Annotated in this window: 14 protein-coding genes; 7 read left to right on the forward strand and 7 right to left on the reverse strand. The window is 72.4% G+C overall.

Features of this window, described 5'->3' with window-relative positions; translation table 11 throughout:
* Positions 1-34: 34 nt before the first annotated feature.
* The 6 genes from ACZ4V1_RS09230 (at position 35) to ACZ4V1_RS09255 (ending at position 6,680) form a co-directional block, all read left to right on the forward strand.
* The gene (locus ACZ4V1_RS09230) at positions 35-721 is read left to right on the forward strand and encodes a hypothetical protein (RefSeq protein WP_468331773.1); all 687 of its coding nucleotides are present in this window, start codon (positions 35-37) and stop codon (positions 719-721) included.
* Between the two features lie 235 nt (positions 722-956).
* The gene (locus ACZ4V1_RS09235; protein ID WP_468331776.1) at positions 957-2,066 is read left to right on the forward strand and encodes a DNA polymerase III subunit beta family protein; all 1,110 of its coding nucleotides are present in this window, start codon (positions 957-959) and stop codon (positions 2,064-2,066) included.
* A 390-nt stretch (positions 2,067-2,456) separates the two neighbouring features.
* Positions 2,457-3,482, forward strand: a complete 1,026-nt coding sequence (locus tag ACZ4V1_RS09240; RefSeq protein ID WP_468331779.1) for a LacI family DNA-binding transcriptional regulator — start codon at positions 2,457-2,459, stop codon at positions 3,480-3,482.
* 235 nt (positions 3,483-3,717) lie between these two features.
* Complete coding sequence (locus ACZ4V1_RS09245) at positions 3,718-4,857, forward strand: glycoside hydrolase family 12 protein (protein ID WP_468331782.1); 1,140 nt, start codon at positions 3,718-3,720, stop codon at positions 4,855-4,857.
* Between the two features lie 192 nt (positions 4,858-5,049).
* Complete coding sequence (locus tag ACZ4V1_RS09250) at positions 5,050-6,156, forward strand: lytic polysaccharide monooxygenase (protein WP_468331785.1); 1,107 nt, start codon at positions 5,050-5,052, stop codon at positions 6,154-6,156.
* A 134-nt stretch (positions 6,157-6,290) separates the two neighbouring features.
* Complete coding sequence (locus ACZ4V1_RS09255) at positions 6,291-6,680, forward strand: luciferase domain-containing protein (RefSeq protein WP_468331788.1); 390 nt, start codon at positions 6,291-6,293, stop codon at positions 6,678-6,680.
* A 50-nt stretch (positions 6,681-6,730) separates the two neighbouring features.
* Here ACZ4V1_RS09255 and ACZ4V1_RS09260 read toward each other — a convergent pair whose 3' ends face one another.
* Positions 6,731-8,326, reverse strand: a complete 1,596-nt coding sequence (locus ACZ4V1_RS09260; RefSeq protein ID WP_468331791.1) for a DHA2 family efflux MFS transporter permease subunit — start codon at positions 8,324-8,326, stop codon at positions 6,731-6,733.
* A gap of 154 nt (positions 8,327-8,480) precedes the next feature.
* A complete protein-coding gene (locus ACZ4V1_RS09265; RefSeq protein WP_468331794.1) occupies positions 8,481-8,954 on the reverse strand; it encodes a MarR family winged helix-turn-helix transcriptional regulator in 474 nt (157 codons plus the stop codon).
* Positions 8,955-9,090: 136 nt separating this feature from the next.
* On the opposite strand from ACZ4V1_RS09265, the gene ACZ4V1_RS09270 reads away from it, so the two are divergent.
* Entirely contained in the window at positions 9,091-9,459 is a 369-nt protein-coding gene (locus ACZ4V1_RS09270; RefSeq protein WP_468331797.1) for a DUF779 domain-containing protein, read from the forward strand.
* A gap of 137 nt (positions 9,460-9,596) precedes the next feature.
* Here ACZ4V1_RS09270 and ACZ4V1_RS09275 read toward each other — a convergent pair whose 3' ends face one another.
* The 5 genes from ACZ4V1_RS09275 to ACZ4V1_RS09295 all read right to left on the reverse strand — a co-directional run bounded on the left by ACZ4V1_RS09275 (position 9,597) and on the right by ACZ4V1_RS09295 (position 14,206).
* Positions 9,597-9,791 carry a hypothetical protein gene (locus ACZ4V1_RS09275; RefSeq protein ID WP_395572319.1) on the reverse strand — a complete coding sequence of 65 codons (195 nt, stop codon included), beginning with the start codon at positions 9,789-9,791 and terminating at the stop codon, positions 9,597-9,599.
* Positions 9,792-9,904: 113 nt separating this feature from the next.
* On the reverse strand, positions 9,905-10,768 hold the full coding sequence (locus ACZ4V1_RS09280; RefSeq protein ID WP_468331802.1) for a phosphatidylinositol-specific phospholipase C/glycerophosphodiester phosphodiesterase family protein: 864 nt from the start codon (positions 10,766-10,768) through the stop codon (positions 9,905-9,907).
* Between the two features lie 194 nt (positions 10,769-10,962).
* The gene (locus tag ACZ4V1_RS09285; protein ID WP_468331805.1) at positions 10,963-12,051 is read right to left on the reverse strand and encodes an acyl-CoA dehydrogenase family protein; all 1,089 of its coding nucleotides are present in this window, start codon (positions 12,049-12,051) and stop codon (positions 10,963-10,965) included.
* Positions 12,048-13,229, reverse strand: coding sequence for an acyl-CoA dehydrogenase family protein (locus tag ACZ4V1_RS09290; protein WP_468331807.1), 1,182 nt, complete (start codon positions 13,227-13,229; stop codon positions 12,048-12,050). Before ACZ4V1_RS09290 ends, ACZ4V1_RS09285 begins: the two co-directional genes overlap by 4 nt.
* Entirely contained in the window at positions 13,226-14,206 is a 981-nt protein-coding gene (locus ACZ4V1_RS09295; RefSeq protein WP_468331810.1) for an NADPH:quinone oxidoreductase family protein, read from the reverse strand. The genes ACZ4V1_RS09290 and ACZ4V1_RS09295 overlap by 4 nt, the downstream gene beginning before the upstream one ends.
* Positions 14,207-14,256 lie beyond the last annotated feature (50 nt).

Below are 14,256 nucleotides of genomic sequence, written 5' to 3' on the forward strand. Positions count from 1 at the left end.
AGTGACATCGCGGTCGTGCACGCCATCCGGGCCCATGACGACCCGCACAGTCCGTACGCCGCGCTGGCCGGGGGCGTCGGCCGCGGCGGACGCCCTGGGCCGGGTACAGCTGAAGCCGGCCGTGCTGTACCTGCAGCTCTGTCTGTACGGCCCGACGGAGCGGCAGGCGTCACGGAACGGCCGGCCCCTGGTCTCCGACCGGCATCCGCTGATCGATCCGCTCGCGTATCTGCCGATGTTCGCCTGCGCGGAACGGGAGGACGATCCCGGCGCGGACGTCGAAGCTTGGTGGCGCGGGCAGGAGCCCCGGGGCGCCCGCGCTGTACGCGACTGGCTCGTCGCCCGTACGGCCGGCGCCGACCCATGGCCGCTGGGCACCGACCTCCTGTACCGGGCGACGAGGCCGCCGCAGGACGTACTCGACCATTTGAGCCGCTCGTTCGGCGTGACGCTGCCCAACGCCGTGGTGTTGCTCGACCTGCCCGTCGAGGACGCCCTGGAACGGACCAGGGACCGGAAGAGCGGGGGCGAGTTGCACGAGACGGCGGACCTGTTGTCGCTGGCCCGGCAGCACTACGACACCGCTCTGGCCTGGCTGTCGCGAGCCCGGCCCGAGGTGTCCGTGCACCGTGTCGACTGCCGCGGCCGCACCGCCGCCGAGGTGACCGAGGCGGTTCACGCAGTGGTCACCCGTGAGGGAAAGGACAGAGCACGGCGCTGAGACCTCCGCCGCGGTTCGGGCACTCACACAGTCAAGATCCGGTTCTTCTGATGCCGCACGGGCGGGGTGCCGCGGCAGGAGACAGGCGTGCAGCAGCCCCCTCCCGTCGTCCTGCTTGGATGTGTACGGCGACGGAGGTTCGGCGGTGGCGCGCGAACGCCGACAGGGGGCGACCGCGGCCGGGATTGACCCTCGACCTGGTCAAGGGCTCAGGGTTGCGGACGTGGAGAGTGAGATGCGCAGCATTGGGGAGATGGCCCGCGACAGCGGACTGGGCGTGAGCGCCCTTCGGTTCTACGACCGTGCCGGTGTGCTGGTCCCCGCCTGGGTGGACCCGGTGAGCGGCTACCGCTGGTATGCCGCCGAGCAGCTCGACGAGGCTCGGCTGCTGGCCCGGCTGCGGCGGGCGGGCATGCCGTTGGCGGATATCCGGCTGGTGCTGGCCGGCTGGTCCAGTGCGGACACCGACCTGGTGCGCGGGCTTCTCCGGGCGCACCTGCGCCGCCTCGAGGCGGGGCTGGCCGATGCCCGCGGCGAGTTCTCCACGCTCCGAGCAGCACTCGATCGCAGGGAGAAGCCCATGGCTGTTTCGCCGTCCACCGCCACCGCCACCGCCACCGTCCGCCTGTCCGTCCCCGCGTCCGAGTTGGCCGCCGCGCTGGACGCGGTCCGTTTCGCGGCCGGTGCCGATCCCGAACTCCCGATGCTCGGCGGGGTCCTGTTCGACGTGGAGGGCGACGCGCTCCACCTCGTGGCCACCGACCGGTACCGGATGGCCGTCGCGCGCGCGAGTGCCGCCGGACACGACGGGGCGCGGGCGCAGGTCATCGTGCCCGCCCCGCTCGCCGACGCGATGCGCCCGCTGCTGAGCGGTGACGAGCCCGTCGGCTTCACCGTGGACGTGACCGTGGACGGTGACCGGGTGACGCTGGAGGCCGGGGACCGCCAGGCGGCCGGGCAGTGCCTCGCGTACGACTTCCCCGACTACCGTCGGCTCGTCCACCTTCCCTCCGGGCGACGTGCCCTCATCGACGTGTCCGCCTTCCGTGAGGCGCTGGAGACCGGCCCCGTCCGCGCGAGCGACATGCGCGAGGGGGAAGACGCGGCGCACGGCCTCAGCGTGCTCCGGGTCGTCGACGACGGCACGGTGACCGTCTGCGAGGACGGTGACGACGATCCGGACAACGTCGCCGTCAACCGCGGGTTCCTGCTGGACGCGCTCGCCGCCGGGGGCCGGGACCGGCTGGTCCTGGAGTTCGGCGCCCCGACGGCGCCCCTGGCGATCCGCCGGACGGACGACGAGACGACGTTCTCACTGCTGATGCCGGTCCGCCTGGACGGCTGACGGCCGGGTGCCTGTCCCGACGGGGCGGGCACCCCGAGTACCGCCCCCGCCTCACCGGCCTCGCCACCGCCCTCCGCGAGGTCCTGGTCCTCGCCCCCGTCTCCACCCGTACGGGCTCTTCGCCGAGCCGGTCCTCACGGCGACCGGGCAAGGAGCGCCCTTCGAACCCCGCAGAGCCCGGCCGAACCCGACCATGCCCCGCCAGCCCCATCGAACCCCGTCGGCTCCGCCAAGCCCCCACCGCCCCACCGAGCCCCACCGCCCCACCAAGCCCGCCGATCCCTACCGAGCCCCGCCAAGCGCGCCGATCTCGAACGCCATGGCGATCTGCCCGCCGAGCCGAGCAGATCACCGTAGTATCGGATGATCTCGTGGTGGGGGGAGGCGGGCATGGGCAGGCAGCGTCCCGGTACGCCGACGCTGGAGGAGGTGGCCGCCCTCGCCGGTGTGGGACGGGGCACCGTCTCGAGGGTCATCAACAACGCGGACGGCGTGCGGGACTCGACGCGCCGTGCGGTGCAGCAGGCCATCGCCGAACTGGGGTACGTCCCGAATCTCGCGGCGCGTTCCCTGGCCGGGCACCGCGCGGACGCCATCGCACTGGTCATGACGGAGCCGGACTGGCGGCTGTTCGGGGAGCCGTTCTTCACCGAGATCGTCCATGCGGTCGGCGACGCCCTCACGGACACCCCGGTGCAGTTGCTGCTCACCCTGGTCCGTACGGACGCCGAGCGGCAGCGCTTCGTGGAGTACGCACGCGGCGGACGGGTGGACGGCGTGCTGTTGATGTCCGTGCACGCCGAGGATCCGCTGCCGGACATGCTCGCCAAGGCGGGCCTGCCCACCGTCATGCTGGGGCGGCGTTCCGGCGACGAAAGCGTCACGTACGTCGACGCCGACAACGCCGGCGGCGCGCGCGGCGCCGTCACACACCTGCTGGACGGCGGCAGGATCACGATCGGGGCCATCGGCGGCCCGCCCGACATGTACGTCGCCCAGTGCCGGTTGCGCGGATACCGCGAGGCCCTGGAGCTGGCGGGCGTCGAGGCCAGGCCGTCGCTGGTCGTCGAGGGCGGCGACTTCACGGAGGAGAGCGGGCACCGGGCGGCGGCCGAACTGCTCGCCCGCCATCCGGATCTCGACGCGGTGTTCGCCGCCTCGGACACCATGGCCGCCGGGGCGCTGAACGCGCTGCGCGCGGCGGGCCGACGGGTGCCGCAGGACGTCGCGGTGATCGGTTTCGACGACTTCCAGCCGGCCCGGCCCACGGATCCGCCGCTGACCACCGTCCGGCAGCCGTTGGAGGAGATCGGCCGCACGATGGTGCGGCTCCTGCTCGAGGAAATGGAGGACTCCCCCGTCGCCTGGCGGCACGTCATCCTCCGCACGGAACTGGTGCTCAGGGACTCCGCCTGAGCAACCCGCCCGAGGAGCCGCCCGAGGAGCCGGCCGGGAGCGCTCCCGGCACCCACGGCTCTCACCTGGGGCTTCGAGATTCCTTCGACAACACCCGCACGCACAGTCTTGTCAGGAACATGCGCCGCTTCTAAAGTCACCGGCAACCGGTAAGTGGGAGCGCTCCCATCAGTGGGGAGTTGGGAGCGCTCCCGCACCGGCCCCTCCTTCCCCCGCACCCTCAGGAGAGGCCCCCATGCGACCGTTACGCCCCCAAGCCCGCACCCCGATAGGCCTCTTGGGCGCACTGCTCGCGACCTTCGCCGTCGTCGCGTCGCTCCTGACCGCGGCGGCGCCGGCCCAGGCGGACACGACGATCTGCGAACCGTTCGGAACGACGACGATCCAGGGACGCTACGTCGTCCAGAACAACCGCTGGGGTTCCAGCGCCACCCAGTGCGTCACCGCCACCGACGCCGGCTTCCGGGTCAGCCAGGCCGACGGCTCGGTGCCCACCAACGGGGCGCCGAAATCGTACCCGTCGGTCTTCAACGGCTGTCACTACACGACCTGTTCGCCGGGCACCAACCTCCCCGCCCGCCTCGACACCATCTCCGAGGCGCCCTCCGGCATCTCGTACAGCTATGTCGGCGACGCCGTCTACAACGCCTCGTACGACATATGGCTGGACCCGACTCCCCGCACCGACGGGGTGAACCGGACCGAGATCATGATCTGGTTCAACCGGGTGGGTCCGATCCAGCCCATCGGCTCCCCGGTCGGCACGGCCACCGTGGGCGGGCGGGCCTGGGAGCTGTGGACCGGCAGCAACGGCGCCAACGACGTGCTGTCCTTCGTGGCCCCGTCGGCGATCACCGACTGGAGCTTCGACGTCATGGACTTCGTCCGGGCGACCGTCGCACGCGGACTGGCCGAGGACGACTGGTACCTGACGAGCGTCCAGGCCGGTTTCGAGCCGTGGCAGAACGGCGCCGGACTGACCGTGAACTCCTTCTCCTCGACCGTCGAGACCGGCGGCGACCCCGGCACCCCCGACCCCGGAGGCCCCGGCGACCCAGCGGCGTGCGAGGTGACGTACGGCACGAACGTCTGGCAGAACGGCTTCACCGCGGACGTCACCGTCACCAACACGGGCACAGCCCCCGTCGACGGCTGGCGGCTCGCCTTCACCCTGCCCACCGGCCAGCGGATCACCAACGCCTGGAACGCCTCCCTCAACCCGTCCACGGGCGCCGTCACGGCGACCGGCATGGGACACAACGCACGGATCGCTCCGGGCGGCAGCCTGACGTTCGGCTTCCAGGGCACCCACAGCGGCGCGTTCGCCGAGCCGGACGGCTTCGCCCTGAACGACGCCTCCTGCACCACGGCATAGCGGCCGCGCACCACCCACCGCCCCCCTCGCCCGTCCGGTCGACGCACCCTCCCCGGACGGGCGAGGGTTCCACCTGACTGTCATGAACGGACCGCTCACCGAACGGACCGCTCACCGAACGGGCCACTCACGATCGGAAGACCCGGCACGCGGAAACCGGAAGACCCAGCACCCGGAAACAGGAGACCCCCTATGGCTCGACGCAGCAGACATCTCCCCGGATACATCTCCCTCGCGGCGGTACTGGCCACCCTGCTCAGCGCACTCGGCGTGACCTTCCTGCTCGGACAGGGGCGGGCGGACGCGCACGGCGTGGCGATGATGCCGGGCTCGCGCACCTATCTCTGCCAGTTGGACGCCAAGACCGGCACCGGTGCCCTTGACCCGTCGAACCCGGCGTGTCAGAGCGCCCTCGACCAGAGCGGTGCGACGGCGCTGTACAACTGGTTCGCCGTGCTCGACTCCAACGCGGGCGGACGCGGCGCCGGTTACGTGCCGGACGGCACTCTGTGCAGCGCCGGCGACCGGTCACCGTACGACTTCTCCGCCTACAACGCCGCCCGCGCCGACTGGCCCCGGACGCACCTGACGTCCGGCTCGACGATCCAGGTGAACTACAGCAACTGGGCCGCCCACCCGGGTGACTTCCGGGTCTACCTCACCAAGCCCGGCTGGTCGCCCACGTCCGAGCTGGGCTGGGGCGACCTGGAGCTGATACAGACGGTGACCGACCCGCCCCAGCAGGGCTCGGCGGGCGCCGACGGAGGCCACTACTACTGGGACCTGGCGCTGCCCTCGGGCCGCTCGGGTGACGCGCTGATCTTCATGCAGTGGGTGCGTTCGGACAGCCAGGAGAACTTCTTCTCCTGCTCGGACATCGTCTTCGACGGCGGCAACGGCGAAGTGACCGGCATCGGCGACTCGGGCGGCACCCCGACGACCCCGCCGCCCACGACCCAGCCTCCTACGACGCCGCCGCCCACCCACTCCGGTTCCTGCATGGCGGTCTACAACGTGGAGAACTCCTGGAGCGGCGGCTTCCAGGGCTCCGTCGAGGTGATGAACCACGGCACGGAGCCGCTGAACGGCTGGGCCGTGCAGTGGCGGCCGGGCGGCGGGACCACGCTCGGCGGTGTGTGGAACGGCTCGCTGTCCAGCGGTGACGATGGCACGGTCACGGTCCGGAACGTGGACCACAACCGGGTCGTGCCACCGGACGGCAGCGTGTCCTTCGGCTTCACCGCCACGTCCACGGGCAACGACTTCCCCGTGGGAACGATCGGCTGCGTGGCGCCGTAACGCGACCGGGGGAGGTGCCGCGCCCGGTCGCGCGGCGCCTCCCCCGGGCCTCCGGTGCGGGCTCCGACCTCACGTGCCGGTTACGAATCGCTCAACCTCTGGTTGCGGCGCGGTGATCGGGCGACGATGGTGCCATGACTCTGGCCCAGCACGCCTTTGAGCGGCTGCATGCCTGGCCCGACCTCGCCTCGGGTCCGGCCAGTTGCGGAACCGGACGGGCGCTGCGCTCCGTCCGCGAAGAGATCGTCCACTTCCACTCGGAGCGGGACGTGGACCTCCACCTCACCCAGCAGGCCATCCAGCGCTTCCAGTACGACCTCGGCGGCTCCAGCGCCATCCGCCTGGTCCCCGGCTCCCGGTGGGTGACCGTGCACCTGGACTGCGACGCGGACGTGGACCTGCTGCTGAGCCTGGTGAGCATCGCGCTGAAAGCACATCAGACCCGGCCCTCGACGGATCTGCCGTCGATGTGCAACTTCCACCGCGTCACCGTGCTCCCCCGCTCCACGGCCGGGGAGACCTGAGGGACTCCGACGGCGGCGCCCGCGCCGGAGGGGCACCGCCGCTCCCGGCCTCAGTGGTCCGCCGGCCGCTCCGCGCCGCGCCGCATGCCGGCCGCGGCGAGCACCGCGCCGAGCACGCACAGGACGCCGGTGACGATCACGGCCAGATGGACGCCGTTCAGGAAGGCCTGCCCGCTGCCCTCCACCACGGCGGCCCGCAGGCCGGCCGGCATGTCGCCGGAGACCGGTGCCACGCCCATCGCCACGGCGTCCTCGGCCTCCATCAGGCCGTGGGCCACGGCCGGGGGGACACCCGCGCCGGTCAGCTCCCCGGTGAGCGTGGCACCCACCCTGGCGCTGATCAGGGAGATCAGCACGGACGTGCCGAGCGCGCCACCGATCTGCAGGGTCGTGGCCTGCAGACCGCCGGCCACGCCGCCGTCCCGCACGGGGGCGTTGCCGACGATGGCGTCGGAGGAGGCGGCCATCACCATGCCGACGCCGAGGCCGAGCGCGATGAACGGCGGCCACATGGTGGCGTAGGGGGAGTCGGTCTGCCAGGTGAGCATGCCGAAGCAGGAGGCCGCCTGGAGGAGCATGCCCAGCGGCATGGTCAGCCGGGGCCCGAAACGCTGGGTGAGGGCCGCGCCCAGCGGTGAGGCGACCAGCGAGGCGAGGCTGAGCGGGAGTGTCCGCACGCCCGCCTCGACCGGCGTGAAGCCGCGCACGTTCTGCAGGTACAGCATGACGAAGAAGATCACGCCGAGCATGACGAAGAAGTTCAGCGCGGTGATGACCGCGCCGATCGTCAACGCACGGCTGCGGAACAGGCGCATCGGCAGCAGCGGGTGCTCGACGCGGGTCTCGTACCAGCCGAAGACGACCAGGAGCACGAGCCCGGCGGCGACGGCGCCCAGGGTGCCGGCGGAGGTCCAGCCCCAGGTCTCGCCCTTGACGACGCCGAAGACCACGGCGGGCAGGCCGAGGGCCAGCAGCACCAGGCCGGGAATGTCGAAGCGTTCCCGGCCGCCCGCCGCGTTGCGGCTCTCGGGCAGGACGAGGACGCCGAAGGCGATGGCGAGGACTCCGATGGGAGCGTTGACGTAGAAGACCGACTCCCAGTTGACGTGCTCCACGAGGAGACCGCCGACGATGGGGCCGAGGGCCGTCGCGACGGCGGAGACCATGGCCCATACGCCCACGGCCATGCCGAACTTCCCGGGCGGGAACACGGAGCGCAGCAGGCCGAGGGTGTTGGGCATCAGCAGTCCGCCGAAGGCGCCCTGGAGGGCGCGGAAGGCGACGACGCCCTCGATCGAGTCGGACAGGCCGATGGCGACGGAGGCGAGGGTGAAGCCGGCGACGCCCACGAGGTAGTGGGTGCGCCGGCCGAACCGGTCGCCGAGCTTGCCGCCCAGGATGAGGGTGGCGGCGAGCGCGAGCAGATAGGAGTTGGTCACCCACTGCAGCTGCGCGGTCGACGCGTGCAGGTCGCGGCCGATCTCGGGGTTGGCTATGGCGACCACGGAGCCGTCGAGCTGGACCATGAACAGTCCGAACGCGACGGCGAGGAGGGTCAGCCAGGGGTTTGACCGCAGCCGGCCGGCCACCGGCGGGGCGGGCTCGGCCGCGGGCATGACGGGGTGATCCACGGACGTGGACGGCATGGATGAGCCTTCTCTTCAGGTTCAGGGGGTGGTGCGCGGGAGGCTGGACGGCCCACCGGAGCGCGCGGCGGAGCGGCCCCCAGGAGCGCGTCAGGCCGGCCCGGGGCGCGACGGTGTGCCCCGGGCCGGCGGAGAGTGCGCGGGCCTCGCCCGGTCAGCGGGCGGCGGGGTGGAGGTGTCGCGTCAGTGCGTCGAGCGCGTCCAGGGCGGAGCCGAGCGCGCCCTGCTGGCCCTCGGTGAGGGAGGTCAGGGCGTGGCGGATGAACACGGTCTCCAGTTCCCGCACCTCGGACAGCCGCTCACGGGCCGTGGCGGTGAGGTGGAGGTGGGCGACCCGCTTGTCGGCGCTGTCCTGCCTGCGCTCCAGGTCACCCTGCTCGGTGAGCTGGGAGACCAGGGCGCTGACGTTGTTCGGCTTCATCAGCAGGGCCTCGGCGGCCTCGCGCACCGTGGCGCCCTCGCGCTGGGCGACGAACCGCAGCAGCGCGAGCCGGCCCTCCGGGGGCTTGGGGTGCGGGTACCGGGCGGCGACCTGTCGGTCCAGCGCCCTGTGCAGCGCGGGAAGGCATGCCGCGAGCCCGGAGGCCACACGGTCGATGTCCCGGCGAGGGGTGCTGGAGTCGGTCACCCGGACATGATAGGTATGAGCGGATAGGTATGTCAAAAGATATACGTCGCCCGCATGTCGGCAGAGGCGCAGGCCGGAAGGGGTGGAGCCGGGTGTGCAACCCACTCGCAACCTTCCCCGTGATGCCATGCAAGGCATGCGCGACACATACGAGGAGACGCCCCGCGTCGAGCTCACCGCCGAGGCGGCCCTGCTGCTGCGGCGGCTCCGCGAGGCGCACGGACCGCTGATGTTCCACCAGTCCGGCGGATGCTGCGACGGCAGCGCCCCCATGTGCTACCCGGCCGGCGAGTTCCGTACCGGCGGTGCGGACGTCCTGCTCGGGGAGCTGGTCGTCGAGGGCGTCGAGGAGCCGGTGGAGTTCTGGATGTCGCGCATCCAGTACGAGGCGTGGAGCCACACCCGGCTGACCGTCGACGTCGTCGCGGGCCGGGGCAGCGGCTTCTCACTGGAGGCGCCGGAGGGCGTGCGTTTCCTCATCCGATCCCGCGTCGTCGACGCATAGGCCGTCCCCCGGACCGCCAGGGCCTGGCGCGCTGCCCCCGAGGCGTACGTCATGTGACGGGACATCAGGGGGCGTGTGACCGATCGCTGGAGTTCCTCCTCACCACGACAGGACAGCACCGGCGACACTCGCCCCTGTCACGGTCTGAGACTGCCGACGATTTCCGCCGTCGCGGTCAGACCGCTGCTGATGGTCGGGGCGATGCTCGTGCTCGCCAGGTAGAAGCCGAGCAGCAGGCACACCAGTGCGTGCGAGACCTTCAGCCCTCCGTTGCGCAGGAAGATCACCGCCAGGACGGACAGCAACAGCACCACTGAGATGGAAACGGCCATCGTCAACCTCCTCCGCCACGTCCGCTTCGCGGCGTTCGGCCGCAAGTGTGGCGTAGCGGAGGGTTCGTCCGGGCGGCTGACCTGTCCTCCGAACGAGTGGTGTCCCGCCGGTCCTACGCGTCCCGGTGGGCGTCGAGGAACGTCTCGAGGCCGGCTAGGTCGTCGGTGTTGAGGTGGTCGACCCCGGCGGCGAGCAGTTCCGTCCACACGGCGTCCCGTGCGGGGCCCGCCACGTCGGGCGTGGCCCAGAACCGCACCCGCTGTCCGCGGGCGTGCGCCGCGCCGACGATGTCCCGCAGCTTGCGCCGCTCCGCCGCCGGAAAGGCGCCCACTCCCCGCCAGGTGAAGTTGAGCGTCCAGTTGTCGCTGATCAGCGGGATCAAGGAGGCCGGAGCCGAGCCGCCGAGGTCGGTGAGACGGCCGTCGTAGAAGGCGCGGCGCGTGCGCTGGGCCGCCATGGGCGCACGGGCCGCCCGGTCACCGGAGACCACCGCGGTGACCGCGCCGGGGAACACCCTTCCGTGGGCGTAGGTGGTGAACAGATGCCTGTAGCGGCGCAGATGCCGGTCGAGTTCGAGGTACGTCGACGATCCCTCGGTCTTGATGTCGATCAGGAGCTGCAGGGCGCGGCGGTCCCGCCGGTACACCCTGCCGTGGTGGGCGCGGACGCGGGCGGCGAGGGGGTCGAGGTAGAGGGACTCCAGAGTGCGGGACGGGTCGAGGCCCTCCGGGTCGTGGGCGACCAGGAGTTGGCCGTCGACCAGGTGGATGTCGGCCTCGACGCTGCCGAAACGGTGGTCGAGGGCGTCGAGCAGGGGACGGGGGTGCTCGTAGTCGTTGTGGGCGTGGGCTCGCCACAACGGGCGCGGCCCGTGCCTGCCCTCGTTCGCCAGCGCGGTGCCGGCAGGCAGGGCGACCGCGCCCGCGAGGGCGGCGCCGAGGGTGGTGAGGGCTCTGCGTCGGGTGGTGAGGGCCATGCTCTGCCTCCCTGGAAGTGCCGTACGGGACGCCTGTGAGTATGGAGTCCCGATGCCTTCAGGGAGCAGAGCCGTGCGGGGAGTTGGCCGGACCGCCGCCGGTCGTTCACTTCGCCGGGCCGGCGGGACAGGTGCCGGACACGGAAGTGCCCGCCCCGGGTGGGGCGGGCACTTCGCTTGTCGGGGGGGACGGGTCAGGGGGCCCGCAGGTCGACCAGTTCGGCCAGCGCCGCCCGGTGGGTGCCCGCCGCGCCGTAGGCGATCGAGTCGGCCTTGGCCCGCTTCAGGTACAGGTGGACCGGGTGCTCCCACGTCATGCCGATGCCGCCGTGCAGTTGCAGCGCCTCCTCGCCGGCGTGGACGGCGACCCGGCCCGCGTACGCCTGGGCCACGGCGACGGCCACGTCGGTGTCCTCGCCGGTCGCCAGCGCGTCGGCCGCGTTGCGGGCGGCGGCACGCAGGCCCGCGACCTCGAGCCACAGCCCGGCGAGCCGGTGCTTGAGTGCCTGGAACCCGCCGACCTGGCGATTGAACTGCCTGCGCTCCTTGAGATAGCGGACCGTCTCGGTCAGCAGCCAGTCGGCGAGGCCCAGTTGCTCGGAGGCGAGCAGACCGGCACCGGCCCGCAGGGCGCGCCGTACGGCGGGTCCGGCCTCGCCGAGCCGTCGCCCGGGCGCGCCGTCGAGAGTCACGCGTGCCACCGGCCGGGTCAGGTCCAGGGACACCTGCGGGGTGACGGTCACGTCGGCGGCGCGGACCGCGTACAGCCCCCCGTCGTCCGCGGGCACCAGCAGCACGTCGGCGACGGCCGCGTCGGCGATACCGGTCAACTCCCCGTGCAGGCGTCCCTCTTCGAGGCGCACGTGCGGTACGGCGGCGCCCGGTGCGACGTGCAGCCCGACGGCGAGCGCGGCGACGGTCGTCGCGGACGCCAGCTCGGTGAGCAGGTCGTCGGGCCCGCAGGCCAGCAGCGCCTCGGTGGCGACGACGGCACTCGTCAGATACGGCACCGGCGCGACCGCGCGCCCCAGTTCCTCGAGGACCACGGCGGTTTCCCGGTGGGTGGCACCCTGGCCGCCCAGCTCCTCGGGGATCAGCAGGCCCGCGAGGCCCATCGAGTCGGAGAGGGCCTTCCAGAGCGCCACGTCGTGCGCGGTGGCGGACTCGGTGCGGGCGATGACGCCCGCCGGGTCGCAGTGATCGGTGAGCAGGTCCCGGACGGCGGCGCGCAGCGCCTCTTCCTCCTCCGAGTAGAGCAGACCGGGTTCCGACTGTGCGCTCATCGGGCGAGGTCCTTCCATGCGACGTCCTTGTCGGTGCGCGGCTCGGCGGGCAGGCCCAGGACGCGCTCGGCGACGATGTTCAGCAGGACCTCGCTGGTCCCGCCCTCGATGCTGTTGCCCTTGGAGCGCAGGTAGCGGTACCCGGCGTCGCGGCCGGTGAAGTCCACGTGTTCGGGGCGGCGCATGGTCCAGTCGTCGTACAGCAGGCCCTCCTCGGCGAGGAGTTCGACCTCCAGCCCGCTGATCTCCTGGTTGAGGCGGGCGAAGTTCAGCTTCATGCCGGCGCCCTCGGGGCCCGGCTGGCCGGCCACCAGCTGCTGGCGCAGGCGTACGCCGGTGAGGCGGGCGACCTCGGCCTCGACCCACAGGCCGAGCAGCCGCTGGTGCAGGTCGTGGGTGCGCAGTTCGGGGCGTTCCCGCCAGGTCGCGGCGATCTTGCCGATCATGCCGCCCTCGCGGGGGATCGGGGTGCCGCCGATGGCGACGCGCTCGTTGTTCAGCGTGGTCTGCGCGACCCGCCAGCCGTCGCCGGTCTCGCCCAGGCGGCGGGAGTCGGGGATGCGGACGCCGCTGAGGAACACCTCGTTGAACTCGGCCTCACCGGTGATCTGGCGCAGCGGCCGGACCTCGACACCGGGGTCGGTCATGTCGCACACGAAGTACGTGATGCCCCGGTGCTTGGGCACGTCCGGGTCGGTGCGGGCGATGAGGATGGCCCAGCGGGCGAGGTGCGCGCTGGAGGTCCACACCTTCTGCCCGTTGACGACCCAGTCCTCGCCCTCACGGACCGCCCGCGTGCCGAGGGCGGCGAGGTCGGAACCGGCGCCCGGCTCGCTGAACAGCTGGCACCAGACCTCCTCGCCGGTCCACAGCGGGCGCAGAAGACGCTGCTTCTGCTCCTGGGTGCCGTACTGGAGGATGGTCGGGGCGGCCATCCCGAGGCCGATGCCGATGCGCCGGGGGTCGTTGTCGGGGGCGCCCGCGGCCGTCAGTTCGGCGTCCACGACGGCCTGGAGGGAGCGGGGGACGCCGAGCCCGCCGAGTCCCTCCGGGTAGTGCACCCAGGCCAGTCCGGCGTCGAAGCGGGCCCGGAGGAAGTCCAGGCGGTCGGTGGTGGCCGGTGGATGCGCGGCCAGCAGTTCCTTCGTACGGTGGCGCAGTTCCGCTGCGTCGGTCATGCGGCGGCTCCCTTCTCCAGCTTCTCCGGTACGACGGCCACCCGGCCGGTCGTCCTGCCGTCGGCGACGCGCTGCACGGCGTCGGCGGCCCCGCCGAGCGGTACCCGCTCGCTCACCAGCGGCTTGATCGCGCCCCGTGCGGCCAGCCCGGTGAGCTGTTCGTGGCAGTGCTGGACCAGCTCGGGGTTCTTGGTGTTGTACAGGCCCCAGTGCAGGCCGAGGACGGCGTAGTTCTTCACCAGGGCGTGGTTCAGCGCGGGGCTGGGGATGGTGCCGCTCGCGAAGCCGACGACCACGATCCGGCCCTCGAAGGCGACGACCTTGGCGGACTGGGCGTAGGCCTGGCCGCCCACCGGGTCGTAGACCACGTCGGCGCCCCGGCCGCCGGTGGCCTCCTTCACGGCGGCGACGACGTCCTCGCCGCGCCGGTCGACGACCACGTCGCAGCCCAGCTCGCGCGCGACGGCCGCCTTCTCGGGGCCGCCGACGACACCGATGACGGTGGCACCGGCGGCCTTGCCGAGCTGCACGGCCGCGCTGCCGACCCCTCCGGCGGCGGCGTGGACGAGCAGCGTCTCGCCGGCCTCCAGCCGGGCCCGGCGGTGCAGGCCGAACCAGCCGGTCTGGTAGCCGATGTGCAGGGCGGCGGCCTCGGCGTCGTCGAGGGCGTCCGGGGCGGGCAGCAGGGCGCGGGCGTCCGCGAGGGCGTACTCGGCGAAGCCGCCGTGCGGCAGCGCGGGGTTGGCGATGACGCGGCGCCCGTTCTCGGTCTCGCCGCAGATCTCCACGCCCGGTGTGAACGGCAGCGGCGGCCTGACCTGGTACTGGCCCCGGCACAGCAGGGCGTCCGGGAAGTTGATGTTCGCGGCGCGGACCCTGAGCAGGACCTGGCCGTCGCCGGGCGTCGGCGGTGCCACGTCCCCGAGGCGCATCACCTCGCCCGGCTCGCCGTTCTCGTGCACCTGCCATGCCTGCATGCGGGGCCTCCACCGACTGCGTCGTCCGACCGGGTCTCTCGCATACTAAG

The sequence above is a fragment of the Streptomyces sp. NPDC028991 genome, assembly GCF_055564775.1.

Bases quoted from the DNA above. Each gene is read 5' to 3' on its own strand.
- ACZ4V1_RS09235 (WP_468331776.1), top strand. From the start codon at position 957: ATGCGCAGCATTGGGGAGATGGCCCGCGACAGCGGACTGGGCGTGAGC.
- ACZ4V1_RS09275 (WP_395572319.1), bottom strand. From the start codon at position 9,791: ATGGCCGTTTCCATCTCAGTGGTGCTGTTGCTGTCCGTCCTGGCGGTG.
- ACZ4V1_RS09245 (WP_468331782.1), top strand. From the start codon at position 3,718: ATGCGACCGTTACGCCCCCAAGCCCGCACCCCGATAGGCCTCTTGGGC.
- ACZ4V1_RS09240 (WP_468331779.1), top strand. From the start codon at position 2,457: ATGGGCAGGCAGCGTCCCGGTACGCCGACGCTGGAGGAGGTGGCCGCC.
- ACZ4V1_RS09280 (WP_468331802.1), bottom strand. From the start codon at position 10,768: ATGGCCCTCACCACCCGACGCAGAGCCCTCACCACCCTCGGCGCCGCC.
- ACZ4V1_RS09250 (WP_468331785.1), top strand. From the start codon at position 5,050: ATGGCTCGACGCAGCAGACATCTCCCCGGATACATCTCCCTCGCGGCG.
- ACZ4V1_RS09290 (WP_468331807.1), bottom strand. From the start codon at position 13,229: ATGACCGACGCAGCGGAACTGCGCCACCGTACGAAGGAACTGCTGGCC.
- ACZ4V1_RS09230 (WP_468331773.1), top strand. From the start codon at position 35: ATGACGACCCGCACAGTCCGTACGCCGCGCTGGCCGGGGGCGTCGGCC.
- ACZ4V1_RS09295 (WP_468331810.1), bottom strand. From the start codon at position 14,206: ATGCAGGCATGGCAGGTGCACGAGAACGGCGAGCCGGGCGAGGTGATG.
- ACZ4V1_RS09260 (WP_468331791.1), bottom strand. From the start codon at position 8,326: ATGCCGTCCACGTCCGTGGATCACCCCGTCATGCCCGCGGCCGAGCCC.
- ACZ4V1_RS09270 (WP_468331797.1), top strand. From the start codon at position 9,091: ATGCGCGACACATACGAGGAGACGCCCCGCGTCGAGCTCACCGCCGAG.
- ACZ4V1_RS09255 (WP_468331788.1), top strand. From the start codon at position 6,291: ATGACTCTGGCCCAGCACGCCTTTGAGCGGCTGCATGCCTGGCCCGAC.
- ACZ4V1_RS09285 (WP_468331805.1), bottom strand. From the start codon at position 12,051: ATGAGCGCACAGTCGGAACCCGGTCTGCTCTACTCGGAGGAGGAAGAG.